16 protein-coding genes and 2 tRNA genes are annotated in these 17,835 nt (G+C 59.3%); 6 read left to right on the forward strand and 12 right to left on the reverse strand.

The genetic code is table 11. The features are described from left to right. Window positions 1-35: 35 nt before the first annotated feature. The 8 genes from UIB01_RS12855 to leuC form a co-directional block, all read right to left on the reverse strand. A complete protein-coding gene (locus tag UIB01_RS12855) occupies window positions 36-659 on the reverse strand; it encodes a phosphoribosylanthranilate isomerase (RefSeq protein WP_038661073.1) in 624 nt (207 codons plus the stop codon). Between the two features lie 90 nt (window positions 660-749). Further along, a complete protein-coding gene (truA, locus tag UIB01_RS12860) occupies window positions 750-1,610 on the reverse strand; it encodes a tRNA pseudouridine(38-40) synthase TruA (RefSeq protein WP_038661076.1) in 861 nt (286 codons plus the stop codon). Window positions 1,611-1,612: 2 nt separating this feature from the next. After that, window positions 1,613-4,351: a motility hub landmark protein FimV gene (locus tag UIB01_RS12865; RefSeq protein ID WP_038661079.1), complete on the reverse strand. Its 2,739-nt coding sequence runs from the start codon at window positions 4,349-4,351 to the stop codon at window positions 1,613-1,615. 144 nt (window positions 4,352-4,495) lie between these two features. After that, a complete protein-coding gene (locus UIB01_RS12870) occupies window positions 4,496-5,506 on the reverse strand; it encodes an aspartate-semialdehyde dehydrogenase (protein WP_038661082.1) in 1,011 nt (336 codons plus the stop codon). Window positions 5,507-5,641: 135 nt separating this feature from the next. Then, window positions 5,642-6,754, reverse strand: a complete 1,113-nt coding sequence (asd, locus tag UIB01_RS12875; RefSeq protein WP_038661085.1) for an aspartate-semialdehyde dehydrogenase — start codon at window positions 6,752-6,754, stop codon at window positions 5,642-5,644. A gap of 54 nt (window positions 6,755-6,808) precedes the next feature. Further along, window positions 6,809-7,891 carry a 3-isopropylmalate dehydrogenase gene (gene leuB / locus UIB01_RS12880; RefSeq protein WP_038661087.1) on the reverse strand — a complete coding sequence of 361 codons (1,083 nt, stop codon included), beginning with the start codon at window positions 7,889-7,891 and terminating at the stop codon, window positions 6,809-6,811. Between the two features lie 103 nt (window positions 7,892-7,994). Next, on the reverse strand, window positions 7,995-8,642 hold the full coding sequence (gene leuD, locus UIB01_RS12885; protein WP_038661090.1) for a 3-isopropylmalate dehydratase small subunit: 648 nt from the start codon (window positions 8,640-8,642) through the stop codon (window positions 7,995-7,997). Between the two features lie 11 nt (window positions 8,643-8,653). Beyond that, window positions 8,654-10,081, reverse strand: coding sequence for a 3-isopropylmalate dehydratase large subunit (gene leuC / locus UIB01_RS12890; protein ID WP_038661093.1), 1,428 nt, complete (start codon window positions 10,079-10,081; stop codon window positions 8,654-8,656). Between the two features lie 137 nt (window positions 10,082-10,218). Between leuC and UIB01_RS12895 the strand changes: the two genes are divergently transcribed. Next, entirely contained in the window at window positions 10,219-11,094 is an 876-nt protein-coding gene (locus UIB01_RS12895) for a LysR family transcriptional regulator (protein WP_038661096.1), read from the forward strand. 50 nt (window positions 11,095-11,144) lie between these two features. On the opposite strand, the gene UIB01_RS12900 is transcribed toward UIB01_RS12895, so the two are convergent. Then, window positions 11,145-11,591, reverse strand: coding sequence for an Hsp20 family protein (locus UIB01_RS12900; RefSeq protein ID WP_013982514.1), 447 nt, complete (start codon window positions 11,589-11,591; stop codon window positions 11,145-11,147). A 130-nt stretch (window positions 11,592-11,721) separates the two neighbouring features. Here UIB01_RS12900 and UIB01_RS12905 point away from each other — a divergent pair, with 130 nt between their 5' ends. Then, complete coding sequence (locus UIB01_RS12905; protein ID WP_038661101.1) at window positions 11,722-12,468, forward strand: SDR family oxidoreductase; 747 nt, start codon at window positions 11,722-11,724, stop codon at window positions 12,466-12,468. A gap of 6 nt (window positions 12,469-12,474) precedes the next feature. Here UIB01_RS12905 and UIB01_RS12910 read toward each other — a convergent pair whose 3' ends face one another. The 3 genes from UIB01_RS12910 to UIB01_RS12915 form a co-directional block, all read right to left on the reverse strand. Next, window positions 12,475-13,449 (reverse strand): tRNA dihydrouridine synthase, encoded by a 975-nt coding sequence (locus UIB01_RS12910; RefSeq protein WP_038661103.1) that lies wholly within the window; start codon window positions 13,447-13,449, stop codon window positions 12,475-12,477. An 83-nt stretch (window positions 13,450-13,532) separates the two neighbouring features. Beyond that, window positions 13,533-13,838, reverse strand: a complete 306-nt coding sequence (locus tag UIB01_RS22795; RefSeq protein ID WP_080695085.1) for a hypothetical protein — start codon at window positions 13,836-13,838, stop codon at window positions 13,533-13,535. Between the two features lie 29 nt (window positions 13,839-13,867). After that, a complete protein-coding gene (locus UIB01_RS12915) occupies window positions 13,868-14,185 on the reverse strand; it encodes a hypothetical protein (protein WP_038665740.1) in 318 nt (105 codons plus the stop codon). Between the two features lie 398 nt (window positions 14,186-14,583). Here UIB01_RS12915 and UIB01_RS12920 point away from each other — a divergent pair. From UIB01_RS12920 to UIB01_RS12935, 4 genes are all read left to right on the forward strand, one after another. After that, window positions 14,584-14,660, forward strand: a tRNA-Met gene (locus UIB01_RS12920). Window positions 14,661-14,830: 170 nt separating this feature from the next. Further along, a tRNA-Met gene (locus UIB01_RS12925) sits at window positions 14,831-14,907 on the forward strand. A gap of 950 nt (window positions 14,908-15,857) precedes the next feature. Further along, a complete protein-coding gene (locus UIB01_RS12930) occupies window positions 15,858-16,574 on the forward strand; it encodes a hypothetical protein (RefSeq protein WP_080695135.1) in 717 nt (238 codons plus the stop codon). A gap of 78 nt (window positions 16,575-16,652) precedes the next feature. Further along, window positions 16,653-17,831 (forward strand): DegT/DnrJ/EryC1/StrS family aminotransferase, encoded by a 1,179-nt coding sequence (locus tag UIB01_RS12935; RefSeq protein ID WP_038661110.1) that lies wholly within the window; start codon window positions 16,653-16,655, stop codon window positions 17,829-17,831. Window positions 17,832-17,835: the final 4 nt, after the last annotated feature.

Consider the following 17,835-nt stretch of genomic DNA (forward strand, 5'->3'; position numbering starts at 1 on the left):
CGACTCGTTACTGGACGGCCACGGCAGGCCGGGCGTCACATGGCCGAGCGAACGCTCCGAACGAAAGCCTGGACCTTGCTCGCATCCTTGATACCCTTGCTCGCTTCCACGCCACCGCTGACATCTACGGCGTACGGCCTAACCTGGGCAATGGCCTGCTGGACATTATCTATTGTCAGACCTCCCGCAAGAATCAACGGCTTGGCCAGCGTAGGCGGAATCAGCGACCAATCGAATCGTTCGCCCGTCCCGCCCGGCACGCCAGCGACAAATGTATCCAGGAGAATACCGCTGGCATTGGCGTAGCGAGCAATTTGGGCTGCAATGTCCTCATCGCCGCCAACTCGTAGCGCCTTGAACCAGGGGCGACGGAAGCCTTCGCAATCCACTGGTGTCTCATCGCCATGGAATTGCAGAACATCCAGCGGAACAGCGTCGAGAATCTCATTGACTTCGCCCCGACTGGCGTTAACGAACAGGCCGACGGTAGTAACGAAAGGAGGCAGGGCCGCAACAATTTCGCGGGCCTGTTGCACGGTCACAGCGCGAGGACTCTTGGGGTAGAAAACCAAACCGATGGCATCAGCCCCTGCATGAGCGGCAACCAAAGCGTCTTCGACGCGAGTGATCCCGCATATCTTGCTGCGAACGACGGACAATGGTTGCTTACCTATCAAAAGGGAAACCGGATGGTAACAAAAGACCTGCGACCTGCAAGCGAATAGGCCACGCCGCTTGCGCTAGCCCCATCAGCGGCGAACGTCCGGCAAACCCGAGAGGAAGTGCGGACCGAGATAGCGCTTAGGCAGGTCGAACTCTTCGGGATAATCGACCTCGATGAGATAAAGCCCGTACGGGTGCGCCGTCACTCCGCCCGTTCGGCGTACCCGCGACTGCAGCACTTCTGCCGCCCACTCTACCGGTCGCTCGCCAGCACCAATCGTCATGAGCACTCCGGCGAAGTTGCGCACCATATGGTGCAGAAAGGCATTGGCTCGCACATCAATGACGATCAGCCGGCCATGCTCGAGAAGTTCCAGATGATGGATGGTTTTGATCGGCGACTTGGCCTGACATTGCCTGGCTCGGAAAGCACTGAAATCGTGAGTGCCGACAAATGCCGCGGCGGCAGCGCGCATACGCTCGATATCGAGCGGGCGATGGTTCCAGGTTACCTCTTCAGCCATATGCGCCGGACGGATCTGATCGTTGTAGATCACATAACGGTATCGGCGAGCCATGGCACTGAAGCGGGCATCGAAATGGCGCGGCATCTCTTTCGCCCAGGTAACGCTGATATCAGACGGTAAGTTCATGTTCGCGCCCATGACCCATGCATGCATGCTGCGCGAGACAGGCGTATCAAAATGAACCACCTGACCGCTGGCGTGCACCAGCGCATCGGTGCGTCCGGCACAGCTCAGGGTCACAGGCTGACCACCCGCGACTTTGCTCAGTGCGGTTTCGAGTGACTCTTGAATCGACGGCACACCTGCGCGCTGGCGCTGGAATCCGCGGTAGCGGGATCCCTTGTATTCGACGCCCAGAACGATCCTGGAAACGCCGACGGCAGCCATTTCGGCTGCCGTTTCGGGTACTGCTTGGGTCATGATCAGGCTAGTTTGGCGAGCATATCCCGCGCCTCTTGCTGTTGGACATCGCTCCCCTCGGAAATCACTTCATCGAGGATATCGCGTGCACCTTCGGCGTCGCCCATATCGATATAGGCTCGGGCGAGATCCAACTTGGTGGTGGTTTCGTCGGTATCGGAGAAGAAGTCGAAATCGTCATCCACTCCGCCATCCGTACCGACGGCAGCCATATTGCTAGCGGAAACGTCGTGGGGCTCTTGCAAGTCTTTAGACAGATTCTCCAGATCGGCTTCCACTTCGTTCAGCTGCTCGGCAAAATCGTTCGGCTGCGCCTCGAGCTGTGGCTCATCAAGCGAAATATCGAAGCCATCGAGGAGTTCGTCATCTGAAGTGGCGGCAGGCTCAGCCAGCTCGAAATCGAGCTCATCACTTTCAACAGCGGCGGTTGAGTCTTCATCGAGGCTCAGCGAAAACTCATTGCTAGCAGACTCGGGACCCTTCTCACTATCCAGATCGAAAGAGAAGTCAGACAAATCGTCCTGCTTCGCTTCCGGAAGACTCTTCTCCTCTTCATCGAAAGAGAAATCGCTCACTGTGGACTGCACATCGCGCCCAGCTTCGGGCTCATCCAGCCCCAGATCATCGAAGTTAAATGCTTCGTCGTCCGATGCAGCGACAGGACGCTTGTCGTTCAGGTCGATGTCGAGATCGTCCAAACTGAGATCGAACGCATCATCCAGATCCTGACCTGCGGCCGGAGAAGCGGGATCATCCAACTGAAGGTCGTCAAGATCGAAGCTATCCACGTCCAGCTGAGTGGCAGTGGCCGTGGCGGCAACTGCAGACGCAGCAGAGGCTGTGATCATCGCGGGATATTTATGCTTCAGCTGCTCCACTTCGAACGCTGCACCGCCAATTTCGCGCAGCTCGGTTTCCTGACGAGCGAACCCCTCACGGTTGCCCAGCTCGGCGTAGACCTCCATGAGCTTCAAACGTAGGTCGCTGCGCTGCGGCTCGTCATTGAGTGCGTTCTGCAGCAATTCTGCAGCCTGGTTGAAGCGGCCATAGGCAATATAGATGTCCGCCTCAGCCAAGGCATCCCCAGTCGCGGTGGTCAGATCGTCAGATGCCGACGCACTGGTGGCTTGAAATGGAGCAGGTTCAGGCTGCTCCTGACCGATATCAACAAATTCAGGCGCGCCGACTCGCAAATCGTCGACTGCGTCGGCCGCCATCAGGCTTTCCTGTAGCTCGGCCTCTTTCATTGCATTGCGCCGCGATAGCGCCATCAATCCAACCAGCAGCAACAGCAGCGCGCCGCCACCCACTGCACCGAGCAGCAAGGTATTGGACATCAGATCGTCTATCAGGCCCTTGGGCTCTGGCTCGACTACCGGCGCTGCAGGCTTCACCGGAGCGGGTTTCGCTGCAGGCTTTGCAGCAGCGGGACGCTCGACCGGTGCAGGAGCGGCGGCCGCTGCCGGCTCTTGCTGACTGCCTGCCGCCAAGTCGGCCTGGGAGTCGGCGCCATCTGTACCCGCACTGTTCGCTACGTCTTGCGCTGACTGAGACTCGCCCACGGTAGCAGCTGGCTGACCGGCCGAGTCACTCGCAGAAGGCACCTGGCCGTCGGCACTTAGCTGTACCTGAAGCTTGGCAAGCTGATCATCCTTGAGCTGCATCAGGCGCTGCAGTTTTTCCAGCTGCCCTTGCAGATCATTCAAACGGTCTTTCAGCTCATCGTTTTCACGGCGACTGGAATCGAGGCTTTCCTGCGTCACGGCAAGTTTGTCACGCAAGGCCTTGCCACCATCGGCAGAGCCGGTGTCGGAACCCGCAGTGGACTTGCCAGCATCGGCAGCCACCAGTCGCAGGCTGTCCCCACTATCGCTACGTGATGGGGCAGCGCCCGCCTCCGTGCGACGAGTCGCATCGATCTGACGAGCGCCTGCGACTGCACCGGTCCGGCCCTGGCGCCAGGCCGCATTTTGCTCTGCAACCTGAGCTATTGCTTCACCCTGGGAACGCTTGGAGATCTGCTGAGCGTCTGGCAGGCGAAGCACCTGGCCGCTCTTCATGCGATTGATATTGCCGCCAATGAAGGCGTCCGGATTGAGGTCCTGAATCGCCAGCATTGTCTGATGTACCGTGCCGCTATGGCGATTGCGCTCAGCTATATCCCAGAGCGTATCGCGGGCAGACGTCTTGTATTCGCTGCCATCCTGCTGTGCGGCCGTTGCCACGCTGGCTGCGGGCGCGACGGACGGACGGACAGGTGCAGAGCGCGCCGGTTCGACGGCGCGTGCCGGAGCAGAAATAGGCAGCTGGGGTGCAGCCGCGGCGGCGGTTTCAGGCGAATATAGCGGCGGGTCCAGCAGCAAGGTGTATTCGCGCAGCAAGCGACCGTTGGGCCAAAGAACCTCTACGAGGAAATTGAGATACGGTTCGCGTACCGGCTTGCTTGAGGAGACCTGAATGACGCTTTTTCCGTTAGGCCGAAGTACAGGAGTGAACTTCAGATCGGTCAGAAAATATTGACGATCAATACCGGCGCGGTTGAATTCCTCAAGCGATGCGAGGACTGGGATAACCTCTCCCGGAGCCAGGCTTTTGGCATCCAGCAGCTCGATTTCCGCTATCAGAGGTTGATTCAATGACGACTGAAGCGTGACCTCTCCCAACCCAAGCGCGTGGGCCATTTCTGTAGTCAGCGCGGTAGCAGCCGCGATTGCCAGCACCAGATTGCGAACCCGAACCATTATTTAATCCCTTGTTTATCTTTTTCTCGAACTACGAGAGGGTCTTATTTCACTGCCCGCGCCACCTAGAGGTGGCTCCCCATCAGCGATAAGCCGTTCAGCGCATCGGCTAGAAATATTCTTCGAATTACCAGTAAGTATCTTTTACAGATAGTCTTTTATCAACAACTCACCGGACTGCACAGCATTCAGTGCCGCGCCTTTTCGCACGTTATCAGACACAATCCACAAATTGACTTGGCGCGGATCGCAGATACCGCAGCGGACTCTACCGATGTAGATGACATCCTGTCCGATCGCATCACTGACAGCCGTAGGGTAGTCATCCGACGCCACGACTTCGATCCCCGGAGCCGCTTCGAGGGTCGCGGATAACAACTGCGCATCGGCGTCACGACTACCGCGCAACGAGACTACAAGACTTTCACCAAAAAATACCGGCGCCTGGATGAACGTCACGGAAACCTCAAGCTGAGGACTGTCTAGAAGCTGGCGAAGCTCATCGACCAAGCGTCGTTCCTGTGCCGCATGACCTTGCGCATCGACCCCCTCCGTCTGCGCAAGCATGTTGAACGCCACTTGCCGGCCAAATAGGCGGGGCTCCAATGGGCGAGCGTTCAGTAGCTCGGTCGTTTGCCGTGCAAGCTCTTTCACTCCTGCCGCGCCGCGACTGGAAACTGGCAAACACGCCGTCACCGTAATGCCATGCAAACCAAGCTGATGCCGGATGGGCGCCAGTGCGATAGCCAGTGCGACCGATTCCGGCAGAGGACTGGCAACGGCGCGGCGGCCCGTTTCGGAATCAAGCAGCGCGCCATTCACCTCAGGCACCAGACACGGTTGCTGCTCTACGGGAATCGAGCCTGAAAGATCAATGACCCGGCAGCCTGCAGTGATCGCCCTGACGTGGCACTCACTCACCAATGTCGAGGCACCGACGAGAAACACCAATTGCACGCGAGTGAAATCGAAGCGATCCGCGCCGCCGACGCGCAGATTGCGACCATTGAAAACAACCGTATGCCCAACGCCCTCATCGTCGTCCAGCAGGTGCAGCTCGCTTAGCGGAAACGCTCGCTCCTCAAGCACCTCGACCAATGCTTCGCCTACCAGGCTGACCGCTCCTACAACCGCAACACCAACATCTGTGGGCATCGCCACCTCCATGCATTAAGGACCGGCACTGTAACGAAATGACAGCTCGCTGCAAGCAGCGCCGCCGAGCGGCAGGCCGCGCAAACGAAAACGCCGCGAACAAGTCGCGGCGTTGGGTACTTCATGCAATGCGCATCAACGCTCCAGCAGGATTCGCAGCATGCGACGCAGCGGTTCTGCGGCCCCCCACAGCAACTGATCGCCTACGGTGAACGCGCCCAGATAGTGCGACCCCATGTTGAGCTTGCGTAGACGCCCGACCGGCACTGCCAGGGTGCCGGTGACTGCTGCGGGGCTAAGCTCCTGCATGCTGGCATCGCGGTGATTCGGCACCAGCTTGACCCAGGGGTTGTGCTGACTGATCAGCCCTTCGATATCCGAGATCGGCACATCTTTGTTCAGCTTGATGGTCAGCGCCTGGCTGTGACAGCGCATAGCTCCAACCCGCACGCAAATGCCATCGACCGGAATCGGACTCTTGAACCGACCAAGGATTTTGTTGGTTTCGGCCTGCGCCTTCCACTCTTCGCGGCTCTGCCCGTTGGGCAGCTCCTTGTCGATGTACGGGATCAGGCTGCCCGCCAGCGGCACACCGAAATTGTCGACCGGGAAGGCCTCGCTGCGCTGGGTTTCGGCGACCTTGCGGTCGATGTCGAGAATGGCGCTGGCAGGATTGGCCAAGTCATCGGCCACGGCCGCGTTGATCGCTCCCATCTGCTTGATCAGCTCGCGCATGTTCTGCGCGCCGGCACCGGACGCCGCCTGATAGGTCATGGCGCTCATCCACTCGACCAGGCCGGCCTCGAACAGGCCGCCGAGCCCCATCAGCGCCAGGCTGACGGTGCAGTTGCCACCGATATAGTTCTTGGTGCCGGCATCCAGCTGCTGGTCGATCACGCGGCGGTTCACCGGGTCGAGCACGATTACCGCATCGTCCTGCATACGCAGGGAGGACGCCGCGTCGATCCAGTAGCCCTGCCAGCCGGCCTCGCGCAGCTTGGGGAAGACTTCATTGGTGTAGTCGCCACCCTGACAGGTCAGGATCACATCGAGGCCTTTCAACTCGTCGATGTTGTAGGCGTCCTTCAGCGCAGCGGTTTCCTTGCCAATATCGGGGCCTTGGCCGCCGACGTTGGAAGTGGTGAAGAACACAGGCTCGATCAGGTCGAAATCCCGCTCTTCCAGCATCCGCTGCATGAGCACGGAACCGACCATACCGCGCCAACCGATCAGACCTACACGTTTCATCGCAACTACACCTATAGAAAAAGTGGCCCGCGCAGATTAAGGCGGGCCAGAAGATTACAACTTCGCGAGGGCCGCGACTACTGCATCGCCCATCGCCTGAGTACCGACTTTGTTACAACCTTCGGACCAGATGTCTCCGGTACGCAGCCCCTGATCGAGCACATCGCTGACCGCGCGCTCGATGGCATCGGCCGCGGCCACCTGGTTGAAGCTGTAACGCAGCATCATCGAAACGGAAAGAATGGTCGCCACCGGGTTGGCGATGCCCTGGCCAGCGATATCCGGCGCCGAACCGTGGCACGGCTCGTACATGCCCTTGTTGCCCGCGTCCAGCGAGGCGGACGGCAGCATGCCGATGGAGCCGGTCAGCATCGATGCCTCATCGGAAAGGATGTCGCCGAACATATTGTCGGTCACGATCACGTCGAACTGCTTCGGCGCGCGCACCAGCTGCATGGCCGCATTGTCGACGTACATGTGGCTGAGCTCGACCTCGGGATAGTCCTTGGCCACTTCCTCGACCACCGCGCGCCATAGCTGGCTGGAGGCCAGCACATTGGCCTTGTCCACCGAGCAGAGCTTCTTGTTGCGCACCATGGCCATATCGAAACCGACCTTGGCGATGCGACGAATCTCGCTCTCGCTGTACGGCAGCGTGTCGTATGCCATGCGCTCGCCGTTCTCCAGCACCTTGCTTTCGCGTGGCTTGCCGAAATAGATGCCGCCGGTCAGCTCGCGAACGATCAGGATATCGAGCCCCGCCACGATCTCAGGCTTGAGCGAGGACGCATCAGCCAGCTGCGGATAGAGCAATGCGGGACGCAGGTTGCCAAACAGCCCCAGCTCGGAGCGGATCTTCAGCAGGCCGCGTTCGGGACGAATGGCCGGATCGATCTTGTCCCACTTCGGACCGCCCACGGCGCCTAGCAGAATGGCGTCGGCGGCACGTGCACGCTCAAGGGTTTCGTCCGCCAGCGGTACGCCGTACTTGTCGACAGCCGCGCCACCCAGCTCGTCGTAGCTCAGCTCGAAGCCCAGCTCGAACTTGTCATTGGCAAGCTGCAGCACCTTGACCGCCTCGGCCATGATCTCCGGGCCAATACCATCACCGGGAAGAACCAGAATCTGTTTGCTCATTGCATTCCTCGATTTCTTGTTGGGCGGCTGGTGCTTTCATTCAGCATTCAGCCACCGAAATTCTGCAGAGGATGGATGAAGCGTCACCCACCCTACCTTCATCTCATTTGATCGCGCCGAACAGCCAGGGTTGGCTCTGCTGGTGGCCGACTTCGAATGCCTTGATAGCCTCGGCGTCCTGCAGGGTCAGACCGATATCGTCGAGGCCGTTAAGCAGGCAATGCTTGCGGAAGGCGTCGACTTCGAAGCGATACTGCTTGCCGTCCGGACGCGTCACGGTTTGCGCGGCCAGGTCGACTGTTAGCTGATAGCCCTCGGTCGCCTCGGCCTGCTGGAACAGTTCGTCCACCTCTTGTTCCTTCAGCACGATCGGCAGCAGGCCGTTCTTGAAACTGTTGTTGAAGAAGATGTCAGCAAAGCTCGGCGCAATGATGGTACGGAAGCCGTACTCCTCCAATGCCCAGGGCGCATGCTCGCGGGACGAGCCGCAACCAAAGTTCTCCCGGGCCAGCAGCACGCTAGCGCCCTGGTAGCGCGGAAAGTTCAGCACGAAGTCCTTGTTCACCGGACGCTGCGAGCAATCCTGGTTCGGCTGACCGACGTCCAGATAGCGCCACTCGTCGAACAGGTTGGGACCGAAGCCAGTGCGTTTGATCGACTTGAGAAACTGCTTGGGAATGATCTGATCGGTGTCGACATTGGCGCGATCGAGCGGGCAGACCAGGCCGGTGTGTTGGGTAAAGGCTTTCATCCGTTCTCTCCTCAGGCCTGGACCAGTTCGCGTACATCGATGAAGTGACCGGTTACCGCCGCAGCAGCAGCCATGGCCGGACTGACCAGATGCGTACGGCCACCGGCGCCCTGACGGCCTTCGAAGTTGCGGTTGGAGGTCGAGGCGCAATGCTCGCCACTACCGAGCTTGTCCGGGTTCATCGCCAGGCACATGGAGCAGCCCGGTTCGCGCCATTCGAAGCCGGCCTCGACGAAAATTTTGTCCAGCCCTTCAGCCTCGGCCTGCTGCTTGACCAGCCCGGAGCCCGGCACCACCAGCGCCTGCTTGACGTTGGCCGCAACCTTGCGGCCCTTGGCGACTTCCGCCGCCGCGCGCAGATCCTCGATCCGCGAGTTGGTGCAAGAACCAATGAACACGCGGTCCAGCTTGATCTCGGTGATCGGCTGGTTGGCATTCAGGCCCATGTACTTCAATGCGCGAACGATGGAATCGCGCTTGACCGGGTCGGCTTCGACGGCAGGATCCGGTACGTTCTGATCGACAGCCAGCACCATTTCCGGTGAGGTACCCCAGCTGACCTGCGGCTTGATGTCCTCGGCCTTGAGCTCGACGACAGTATCGAACACTGCGTCATCATCGGAGACCAGGCCCTTCCACAACTCGACGGCCTTGTCCCAATCGGCGCCTTTCGGAGCGTACGGGCGGCCCTCTACATAAGCGATGGTCTTTTCGTCGACCGCCACCATGCCCACGCGTGCACCAGCCTCGATGGACATGTTGCAGATGGTCATGCGCCCTTCCATGGACAGATCGCGAATCGCGCTGCCGGCGAACTCCAGGGCATGACCGTTACCACCGGCGGTGCCGATCTTGCCGATCACGGCCAGCACGATGTCCTTGGCGGTAACGCCGAATGGCAGCTTGCCTTCGACACGCACCTGCATGTTCTTCATTTTCTTGGCGACCAGACACTGCGTGGCGAGCACATGCTCGACCTCCGAGGTGCCGATGCCGTGGGCCAGCGCACCGAAGGCGCCATGGGTGGAGGTGTGCGAGTCACCGCAGACCACGGTCATGCCCGGCAGCGTCGCGCCCTGCTCCGGGCCGATGACATGAACGATGCCCTGGCGGACGTCGTTCATTTTGAATTCGAGGATGCCGAAGTCATCGCAGTTCTCGTCCAGTGTCTGCACCTGGATGCGCGACACCTCGTCGGCAATGGCTTCCAGACCGCCCTGGCGCTCGCCCTTGGTGGTCGGCACATTGTGGTCCGGGGTGGCGATATTGGCGTCGATGCGCCATGGCTTGCGGTTGGCCAGACGCAGGCCTTCGAATGCTTGCGGCGAGGTCACCTCGTGAAGGATGTGACGGTCGATGTAGATCAGCGACGAACCATCGTCGCGACGTTTCACCTCGTGCATTTCCCAGAGCTTGTCGTAGAGCGTTTTGCCGGCCATCGGACTTTCCTCATCTGCTTTCTATGCGGGGCGAATAGCCCCTGCGCTTTATGGGGACGATGCTAGGGGCTTGCATTCAATTACTCAAATTCATATTTTTCATCCGATACATTCCCACTTGGAATCGGAAGAACGCTTTGGACCTGGCTAACGTCAACGCTTTCATTGCTGTCGCCGAAACAGGTGGCTTTTCGCTGGCCGCAGAGCGCCTGCACCTGACTCAACCAGCCGTCAGCAAGCGCATCGCGGCACTGGAGTCGCAACTCGATGTACGCCTTTTCGACCGGCTCGGCCGTGAGATCGGGCTCACCGAGGCCGGCCGAGCCCTTTTGCCGCGTGCCTATCAGATTCTCAACGTGCTCGACGACACCCGCCGCGCCCTGACCAACCTCAACGGCGACATCGGCGGCCGGCTGAGCCTGGCGACCAGTCATCACATCGGCCTGCATCGTCTGCCGCCGCTGTTGCGCGCCTTTACCCGCGCCCATCCGCAGGTCAGCCTGGATATCCGTTTTCTCGACTCGGAAGTGGCGTATGACGAAGTGCTGCACGGCCGCGCTGAACTCGCGGTGATCACCCTTGCGCCGCAGACAGCCGAACCGGTCAGAGCGGTGAAGGTGTGGGACGACCCGCTGGATTTCGTCGTAGCCCCCGAGCACCCACTGGCGAGCAAGACTGACATCCAGCTCGCCGATATCGCTGGGCATCCGGCCGTCTTTCCCGGCGGCAATACCTTCACCCACCACATTGCCCAGCGATTGTTCGAACGCGAAGGGCTGACGCCCAATATCACCATGAGCACCAACTATATGGAGACCATCAAGATGATGGTCTCCATCGGCATCGCCTGGAGCGTGTTGCCGCGTAGCATGCTCGACGAACAGGTAGTCAGCCTGCCCTTGCCAGGAATTCAGCTGACGCGACAACTCGGCTACATCCTGCACAAGGAACGCACCCTATCCAACGCCGCCAGGGCCTTCATGGCGTTGCTGGATGCGGCGCGCGACAGCTAAGCGTCCTGAAACAAACAAGGGCGCCGTTTGACGCCCTTGTTTAATTTCGATCAACCCTCCAGTGCGGGTCGCTGATCGGCGTTGATCGGGATGCGCTTGGGTTTGGCCTCTTCCGGCACAACGCGCACCAGGTCGATGTTGAGCAGGCCGCTGTTCAGCGCAGCGCCTTTCACCTCGATGTGGTCGGCCAGCCGGAACGACAGCTTGAACGCCCGCTGGGCGATACCCTGATGCAGATAGGTGACGTTCTCGGCCTCGCTTTCGCGTCGCCCGCCACTGATGGTCAGCACGCTGCGCTCGACCTGCAGATCGAGGTCGGATTCCTCGAAGCCGGCGGCTGCGACCACGATTCGATACTGGTCGTCACCGTGTTTCTCGATGTTATAGGGTGGATACGAGCTGCCGGTGTCGTTGCGCAGAGCGGACTCGAACAGATCGTTGAAACGGTCGAAACCCACGGATTGCCGGAACAAAGGGGCCATGGGGAACGAACTCATGATAAACCTCCTGAAATCAGCGAGTTGAAACAGGCGGGACCCGACTTCGGCATCCCGCTGAGCCCTAGATAGGAACCGCTCTGCAGATTTCAAGGCGCAGAAAATGAACCTGCCGACGAGAGGTAACGCCATGTCCAGAGTCATGCTGATCACCGGTGCCAGCCGGGGTATTGGAGCCGCAACTGCGCGGCTGGCGGCCCGCCAGGGCTATGCCCTCTGCCTGAACTATCACCAGAACGAGGATGCGGCGAGCCAGGTGCTCCAACAGGTCCGCGCTGCAGGCGTTTCAGCGATAACGATCAAGGCTGACGTCGCCGACGAAGGTCAGGTACTGCACATGTTCGAGATCGTCGACCGTGAATTCGGCCGTCTGGACGTGCTGGTCAACAACGCCGGCATGCTCGAACAGCAGATGCGGCTGGAGCAGATGGATGCCGCGCGCTGGACAAGAGTGCTGGGCGCCAACGTGATCGGCAGCTTTCTCTGCGCCCGCGAGGCGATCAGACGGATGTCCACCCAGCATGGCGGCCAGGGTGGTTCAATCATCAATCTCTCTTCCATTGCAGCGAGGTTGGGCGCACCGGGCGAGTACATCGACTATGCGGCGGCCAAGGGCGCCATCGACAGTATGACTGTCGGCCTGGCCAAGGAAGTGGCTGGCGAAGGCATACGGGTCAATGCGGTACGTCCTGGGGTCATCCATACCGACATCCACGCCAGCGGTGGCGAGCCGGGTCGAATCGAACGGGTCAAGGCCAGCGTACCCATGGGACGTGGCGGCCAGGCGGAGGAGATCGCCGAAGCCATACTCTGGCTTGCCAGCGAGCAGGCCAGTTACACCACCGGCGCGCTGCTGGACGTCAGCGGAGGCCGTTGAGCACGCTCACGCCAGCGCCGCTACACGCAGGCCCGCGGTATCGACACCCAACATCGCATCGATCCGGGCGCAATCGTTTTCCCGACGCAAGGCTGCAAACAGGACCACGGCTTCAGGATAATTGCGCGTCAGCAAGGCAAGCCACTGCTTGAGCCTGCCGGGTGCGTAGCGTGGCGCAATCTTGCCCCGCGCCTGCTGCCAGAAGTCGACCAACGTGGGCAGAAGCTCTGCCCAACTCATCTCCGGAATACTCAACCCCTGCCTGGCGGCAGCAATCTGCCGCGCCAGGTCTGGGCGCGAAACCAGCCCGCGACCCAGCATGATGTTCTCAGCGCCGCTGACCTCCCGGCAACGTCGCCAATCGGCCAGCGACCAGATATCGCCATTGGCGTAGACAGGCACCGGCACTTCTTCCTGCACCCGCGCAATCCACTCCCAATGCGCCGGCGGCTTGTAGCCTTCGACTTTCGTCCGCGCATGTACCACCAACTGCTCTGCCCCGCCGTCCACCAGCGCCCGCGCACAATCGATGGCGCTGTCCGGGGTGTCGAACCCCAGGCGCATCTTGGCGGTCACCGGAATATGCGCCGGCACGGCCCGTCGCACCTCGCACAGGATGGCATGCAGCAGCTCCGGCTCCTTCAATAGCACGGCGCCGCCGCGCGACTTGTTCACCGTCTTTGCAGGGCAACCGAAGTTGAGGTCGATAGCCGGTGCGCCCAATGAGCAGGCGTAGGCGGCGTTATCGGCAAGGCAAGCCGGATCAGAGCCAAGCAACTGGACGCGCACCGACGTGCCGGCGCGGGTCGCTGCGCCAGTCGCTAATTCGGGTGCAAGCTTGCGAAAACTGCTTTGCGGCAGCAGACGGTCGGAAACGCGGATGAACTCGGTTACGCACCAATCGACGCCGCCCATACGGGTGAGTATGTCGCGGAGAACTTCGTCGACAAGCCCCTCCATGGGTGCCAAAGCAATCTGCATATCAGGCCAGTAGATTATGAAAGGCGGGCATTGTACGGATGCCCGATCCCTGAATCACGCTTGGTCTGACATGCGTCGCACGGTTATTCCTCGATCGTGCCGCCTATCGTATCGGTCCCCGTAGTCGCGCCCATGCCGCCAGTGGTACCGGTATTGCCGGTACCCATCGTGCCCACGTCGCTCTCCGGATGCTCGTCTGACGTTCGCTTCTGGCGGTCAGCCGATCCTCCATCGGATTGATCAGATTGCGGGGCCTGCGATTCGATCGTCGATCCTCCCGCTGCTCCACCGGTGTGGCGGTCGCGTGCCTGCTCCGAGGATTCGGCAAAAGCGCCTGCCGAACCTGCTATTAGCAACGCGGCAAGTGATGATGTGATTAACCGATGCATGGCTACCTCCCAGGTAATCAAACGCAGCGCTAGTCGCTGTGCTTTTCCAGCTTCGGACGGCGACGATGTTCCATGTCGGTCTCGTTGCCGCCGTGGCCGGCCTCCGCAGACTTCTCGGCCTGCTCTGTTGAAGATGCCTCGGGTGACGGATCTGCCGATGTGCCGCGCTGATCGTCGTCCAAGTAGTCGATGCCACCACCGATGCCCATCGAACCATTGCCGGCAGCGCCACGATCTGCTTCACCGGTGCTCTGAGCCAGCGGGACACCCGCAAAGGGCAACTCCAGACTCTGCGCACTTGCCGTCGAGGCCAGCACTACGATGACTAAACCGAGCTGAATACGCATATCCGACACATCCGCATCGTCCACCCAATAAGTTGGGCAGCGCCAGCTCCACAGAGTGCGGTGGCTGGCGACCGATGGCACATCGGAACCGCTTCCGGTCACGGGGGTCACAACCATTAAGGAAGAAATTAGGACTACAGAGGGAAGCACCGGATGGAACCTGCGCTGATACTCGCAATGATCATTCTAGGCTGGCTGTCAGTCGCGCTTGCCATGCTATGGGGCATGATGAGAATCGCGAGGCGTCATCATCCGCCACAGGCGAGACCAGCCAAACCGCGCCCGTTGGCAGCTTCGGCCGAACCAAACGCTTTGCCTTCCTGGCACGCCTGACTGCTATTTCCGTCTTTTTTGAAATTAACCCGTGACAGCAGCATTTGAAGCTGTAGAATGCGCATCGCGGGATGGAGCAGTCTGGTAGCTCGTCGGGCTCATAACCCGAAGGTCGTCGGTTCAAATCCGGCTCCCGCAACCAAATTTCAAAGGCCACTCAATGAGTGGCCTTTTTTTTCGAGCTGATTTTGTGCTCGCATGCTGCGGCTACGCCAGAGATCGACACGGCAGCTAACCTTTTGAATGAATTACGCTTTTTTTAGCCCTTTAGATTGACACCGAATCGCTGGGCTGTAGAATGCGCCCCACAGACGCGGGATGGAGCAGTCTGGTAGCTCGTCGGGCTCATAACCCGAAGGTCGTCGGTTCAAATCCGGCTCCCGCAACCAAATCACGAAAAAGGCCACTCAGATGAGTGGCCTTTTTCGTTTTCTGCGCATTCTTTTCTATCTGGTCGGCCTCGCGGCATCCAGTCGCCTACCGTCGAACATCAGGCAAGACAGCAATTAGAATTAACTCTTTATCAGAGTAGTTATCTAATACAGTCGGAATAACGAGCCCTCGCTTTATTCACCCGCCACTAATAGACAGCTTAAACCTGAACAGTTATTCACTTTGAAGCTAGCTTATTGCGCCAGCTATAACAGAGAAGGATAAGCTTGCCCCCTCACCTCTTGAAAATAAAAATCTTTATTTTTCAGTACGTTAATTTCGCTACCGACGTACAAACCAGCGATCACAACATTTTTTTGGCTCGCCTTCTTGACTTGGTTCACGTTATGACGGATATCTATTCGCAACAGGGAGTAACACGTTGCAAGGCAGTTTAGACCAACTGGACAGGTCAAGTTTTGTGACGCAAGAGTTAAACCCCCTGCCTGATTAAAGCGCTCCCATATAGTAGCGATGCGGGCTTGTTCGTCATCAGTTTTGTATAAAGCCACCGGAAAGTTTTCCGGGAGCGGTAGCTTTGCCTAAACATTCCTGAGGCGTAAGGGGCTGGCCAGCCGTCGAGGGCTGACGTGCTGGAAAGCGAGCATTAATGAGCGAAATTACCTGGAACGGCTTATATATGCCGGTGGCGGTAGCTTTGCCGATAATAATTATAAAACCTATAAACACAGAAGTTAGTCTTCGGTCAGAGCCAGAAGCCCTGCGCGCGATTTCCTGCGAACTAATTAATTGCTGCCTTCACCACCCGTTGAGTCTGCGGTGAACGCCCGCCCCCTGGGCCGCAGCCGCCCCCAAAATCGCGTCACCTGACCTATGTGCAGGGAGAACTATCGTGTCTATCTTTCATCGATTGGAAGCTCAGGACAAAGCGCTGCTCGCCTGGGAAATGAATCGAAAAGGCTTCGCTTGCGTACCCAGCTACTTAGACAGCCACCAACTTGATCAGCTGCGCGAGCAAGTTAATGAACAGGCTCTAAGGCATCGCGGGGAGTACTTCGCCCACCACGATGGCGAGCAAGTAGCCAGCTCGCTACTTGCGGTGGTGGGTGCCGCACCGGAATTCAAGGCTTTGTTGGCCGAAATCTATCGTATCGGCGCAGGCACGGCCGCCCATAGCAACCGAATCTACATGGTGATGCGGTGTGTCCAGGGCCACACGGGACGCAAGGAATCCAACCGTTTTCACTTCGATGCATCACTGGTAACCGCCCTGCTCCCCGTGGAGATTCCTCAGGACGGCGACGAACGAGGCGACCTGTTGCTGTTTCCCAACCTCCGCAAAATACGGGGCACCGCGTTGCTCAACGTGCTTGAGAAAGCGCTGCTGCAGAATGCACTGAGCCGAAAGCTGATCGTTCTCGCCATAGGTGTCGGGGTACTCAAGCCTCAGCGCCTGCAACTGGAGCCAGGCAACCTCTACCTTTTCTGGGGTTATCGCACGCTGCATGCCAACGAGCCTTGCGATCCGAAGAAACTGCGCGCCACCGCCATCTTTCATTACGGTGACCCACACGCCGGCAGCCTCCTTACACGGCTGATTCTCCGACACAACCAGCGCAGGGCCCGACGCGCCAGCGCAATCGGTACGCATCAGCCGGTCTGAGCGAACACGTCGCCAGTTTCGCTATTGCGCTTGAAGACCGTCAGCTGGACGGCTGCGCCAGTCGATAAGGAAATCCCCATGATCAACGTGACCAAGGCCTACCTGGGCAACAAGAACAAGTTCAAGGCGTATGTAGACAGGATCTACAACACCGGCTGGCTTACCAACCACGGGCCACTTGTGACTGCGCTGGAGCAGCGCCTCAAGGATTATCTCGGGGTGCGCAACATCATTCTCACCAACAACGGAACGATTGCGCTGCAGATTGCCTACCGAGCGCTTGGAGTTACCGGCAGCGCAATCACCACGCCGTTCAGCTTTGTCGCGACGACCAGCTCGCTGCAGTGGGAAGGGATCAGGCCAATCTTCGCTGACATTGATCCAGAGACCTGGAATCTTGATCCGAACCAGATCGAGCGGCATATCGAACCTGACACCAGCGCCATCGTGGCCACACATGTGTTCGGCAATCCCTGCGATGTCGAGCGAATCGAGCAGCTGGCGCGCCAGCACAATCTCAAGGTCATCTATGACGGCGCCCATGCCTTCGCCACTTGTTACCAGGGGCGGTCGGTCTACAACTGGGGCGACATCAGTACGTTGAGCTTTCACGCTACCAAGCTGTTTCACACCATTGAGGGCGGTGCCATTGTCACCAACGACGACGACCTGGCCGAGCGGGTTCGCCTGCTCTGCAACTTCGGCATCGTCGATACCGACCAGATCGAAGGCATCGGCATTAACGCCAAACTCAATGAGTTTTCTGCGGCAATGGGGATGTGCGTGCTCGACGATATCGAACTTATCCTCGAGTGCCGGGCAGAAATCGGCCAGCGATACGCGCGCCGACTTGGCGAGCACTTCGACCTGCAGAAGCCGCAACCCGAATCACAAGGCAATTTCAGCTATTTCCCGGTAGCGCTTGCCGACGAGCAGCAGTTGCTGCGCTCACGGGCACAGCTCAACGAAATAGGCATCAACCCACGCCGCTATTTCTATCCATCGCTGGACACCCTGGACTACCTCCAGCCGCAGGCACCGCAACCCCGCTCGCGGGCGCTGAGCCGGAAGGTACTGTGCCTGCCGATCTACCCCGGACTGCCACGCAAGGTGCAGGAACAGGTCATGCAGACGCTGATCCAGGAGTCGATCCACAGCACGCAATCGAACCGGATTCTGTTCCGGCCGCTCGTTGAGGCTTTTGGACTGCTCAGCGGGGATCAGTCGCCCGCTTCCGAGTGCAAGCGCATTTCCTGACCCA

This window comes from Stutzerimonas decontaminans (genome assembly GCF_000661915.1).
Taxonomy (GTDB): Bacteria; Pseudomonadota; Gammaproteobacteria; order Pseudomonadales; family Pseudomonadaceae; genus Stutzerimonas; species Stutzerimonas decontaminans.